Genomic DNA, 3,324 nt, shown 5'->3' on the forward strand with positions numbered 1-3,324 from the left:
GGCGGACGTACAGTCCGCCGTACGTGATGACGGCGATCGGGGACTCGGATCGGCTGCGCGCGGCGTTGAAGAACGAGCCGGGTGTCCGGTTGTACGAGCAGTACGCACTGCGATACGGCCTCCGCTACGACGTCGCAGCGTCCGAGGATCTCTCGGTGCCCGCGTACGAGCAATCGGTGCGCATGCGGTATGCACAGCCTCGCTGAGTACGCTGTCCGCATGCGTATTCTCGTCGTCGACAACTACGACAGCTTCGTCTTCAACCTCGTCCAGTACCTGGGCCAGCTGAATGCCGATGTCGAGGTCTGGCGCAACGACGACGAGCGCCTCGCCGACCGCGATGCCGTCGCGGACCGGTTCGACGGCATTCTGCTCAGCCCGGGACCGGGCACGCCGCAGCGCGCAGGTGCCACAATGGATCTGGTCTCGGCCAGCGCTCGCACGAAGACGCCCCTGCTCGGGGTCTGTCTGGGCCATCAGGCGATCGGCGCAGCCTTCGGTGCCACGGTGGAGAAGGCCCCGGAACTGCTGCACGGCAAGACCAGCCTGGTGCACCATTCGGGCGTCGGAGTTCTCGAGGGGATGAACGAGCCGTTCACCGCCACTCGCTACCACTCGCTGACCGTCCGGGAAGACACGATCCCGGCCGAACTCGAAATCATCGGGCGCACCGAATCCGGCCTGGTGATGGCGATGCGGCACACCGAGCTACCGATTCACGGCGTCCAGTTCCACCCGGAGTCCATCCTCACCGAGGGCGGACACCGCATGCTGGCGAACTGGCTCACCGTCTGCGGGATGCCCACCGATCCCGGCCTCGTCGCCAAGCTCGAAGCTCAGGTCTCCGAAGCCTTCGCCTGAGCTCGACGCGAGGTGGCTAGCCGTTGGGGATACCCAGCACCCCGATGCTCACGGTGATGGTGTCGGTCTTGCTGATCTCGGAGCCCGCCGGCTGAGTCTGGTTGACGATTCGGCCGACCATCAGTGGGTCGAGTGTCGACTGGCTCGACGTCGACAGGTTCGACACCGTTCCGGTCCAGCCGGCCGATTCCAGTGCCGTCAACGCCTGGGTCTCGGTGAGGCCGGAGAGGTCCGGCATCGGGATCTTGTCGCCGTTCGAGACCCGCAACGTCACGACGGTGTTCTCGGCGACGTTGGCACCACCGGCGGGGTCCGTCGAGACGACCTGTCCCACAGGCTGACTGGAGTCGATGTTCTGTATCTGAACGCGGAGGCCGGCACCCTCGACGTTCGGCTGCGCGACGTCGACGAGCTGGCCGACGACGTTGGGCATCCGTACCTGCGCCGGCCCCGAACCGAGCGTGATGCGAACCTGCGAGTCGGCGTTCATGCTCACACCCGAGGACGGGTTCTGCTCGACGACCCGGTCGAGGTTCTCCGGCGTCGACGGTGCACGGGCGACGGTGGGATCGAGTTCGAGGCCCACCTCGTTCAAGCGTCCGACGCCTCCTGTTGGGTGCGTCCGGTCAGTCGCGGCACCTGCACCTGCTGAGGGCCCGAGGAGACGTCGAGCTGAATGTCTCCGGGCGATTCGGTCTGCGACCCCATGGCCGGGTTGGTGCCGATCGCGGAGCCCTCGGGAACCGACGCATCCGGCCTCTCCTGCACGGTGACGCGTAGGCCGACGTTCTCGAGCTGGCTCTGGGCCTCGTCGGCGGACAGCCCGGCGACGGACGGCACAGTGACGGTCGTGGGGTCCGCACCGGGACCGAGCGACCACAGGAATGCTCCGACGATCGCGACGACGATGATCGACGCCGCGGAGATCAGCGCGATCTTGAGGCCTCGACGGTTCCTGGGTTCGTCCTCGGGTTCGGCGTGCCTCGACGTACGGGGCGTGGCGGCGGCACCTGCGGCCGGTTTGTCCGCGCCGGAGAAGTCCGCCTGCCGGGAATCGACCGATCCGAGGATCGTGGTGCGGTCCTCGTCGTTCATGACCATCGGGGCGCTCGGCCGTTGACCTCCGAGGACACGGACCAGGTCGGTGCGCATCTCGGCGGCGCTCTGGTAGCGGTTGGCGGGGTTCTTGGCCATCGCCTTGAGGATGATCGAGTCGAGTTCGCGCGGCACCGTGTCGTTGACCAGCGACGGCAGCTGAGGATCCTCGCGCACGTGCTGGTAGGCGACGGCGACCGGCGAATCACCCTTGAACGGGGGCTCGCCGGTGAGGATCTCGAACAGCACACATCCGAGGGAGTAGACGTCCGATCGAGCGTCGACTTGTTCGCCGCGTGCCTGCTCGGGCGAGAGATATTGAGCGGTTCCGATGACGGCTGCCGTCTGGGTCATCGGCGACGAGGAATCTGCGATGGCGCGCGCGATGCCGAAGTCCATCACCTTCACCGCGCCTGCGTTGTTGATCATGATGTTCGCGGGTTTGACGTCGCGGTGCACGATTCCGTTGCGGTGGCTGAAATCGAGTGCGGCACAGACGTCGGCGATGACCTCCATGGCTCGACGCGGTGCCATGGGTCCTTCGGCGCGCACGATGTCGCGGAGGGTGTCGCCGTCGACGTATTCCATGACGATGAACGGGAGCGGACCGGCTTCGGTCTCGGCTTCACCGGTGTCGTACACGGCGACGATGGCGGGGTGGTTCAGTGCGGCCGCGTTCTGGGCTTCGCGTCGGAACCGCAGGTAGAACGTGGGGTCGCGAGCGAGATCGGCGCGCAGAACCTTGATGGCGACGTCGCGGTCGAGCCGAGTGTCACGTGCCAGATGAACCTCGGACATGCCGCCGAAACCGAGTATTTCGCCCAACTCGTAGCGAGAGGAGAGCGTACGGGGAGTCGTCATGGTTGTCCTCGAGGATCTTGCTGGGATGGAATCTCGATCAGCGGCCGTCTCGTGGTCGTCTGCGTGGGCTGTTCCGAGGTCGTCGTGGTTTCTTCGGTGGTCGTCGGCTCCTGCGTGGTGGTCGTCGTCGTGGTCGTGGTGGTCTCTTCGGTGGTGGTTGTTTCTTCGGTGGTCGTCGTGGGTTCGGTCGTTGTGGTCGTGGTGGTGGTCGGCTGCGTGGTGGTGGTGGTCGGCGGCACGAACGGCGTCGGCGAGTCGTCCCTGCCCCCGGTCAACAGCACGTATCCGCCGATGAGGATGGCGAGAAGCAGCAGTCCGGCACCGCCCCAGGCGAGGGCCTTCTGCGCCGACGACATTCCGGTGGCCTCGGGCACTGCGCCCGCAGCCGTTCCGGTGGCCGGTCCGCGGTACTCGCGCTGCGACGTCGGCATCATCTGGGTGCTCGACGGCGCAGGGGCTGGGTACGACGCCCCGGGCATCATTGACCTGCCGGTGCCCGTACCGCGG

Annotated in this window: 2 protein-coding genes and 2 pseudogenes; 2 read left to right on the forward strand and 2 right to left on the reverse strand. The window is 66.7% G+C overall.

What is annotated here, in order from left to right; genetic code table 11:
- Both RHBS_RS25925 and RHBS_RS25930 read left to right on the forward strand, forming a co-directional pair.
- A partial coding sequence (locus tag RHBS_RS25925) for a DUF881 domain-containing protein (protein WP_128646821.1) occupies positions 1-206 on the forward strand: 206 nt, incomplete at its 5' end.
- 13 nt (positions 207-219) lie between these two features.
- Entirely contained in the window at positions 220-861 is a 642-nt protein-coding gene (locus tag RHBS_RS25930) for an aminodeoxychorismate/anthranilate synthase component II (RefSeq protein ID WP_121872828.1), read from the forward strand.
- 16 nt (positions 862-877) lie between these two features.
- Here the strand turns inward: RHBS_RS25930 and pknB are convergent.
- Together pknB and RHBS_RS25940 are read right to left on the reverse strand one after the other, a co-directional pair.
- Positions 878-2,817, reverse strand: a pseudogene (gene pknB / locus RHBS_RS25935) (Stk1 family PASTA domain-containing Ser/Thr kinase).
- Positions 2,814-3,324: pseudogene (locus tag RHBS_RS25940) on the reverse strand (serine/threonine protein kinase); the annotation flags it as partial. The pseudogenes pknB and RHBS_RS25940, both read right to left, overlap by 4 nt.

Source organism: Rhodococcus sp. BS-15, assembly GCF_000813105.1.
GTDB lineage: Bacteria > Actinomycetota > Actinomycetes > Mycobacteriales > Mycobacteriaceae > Rhodococcoides.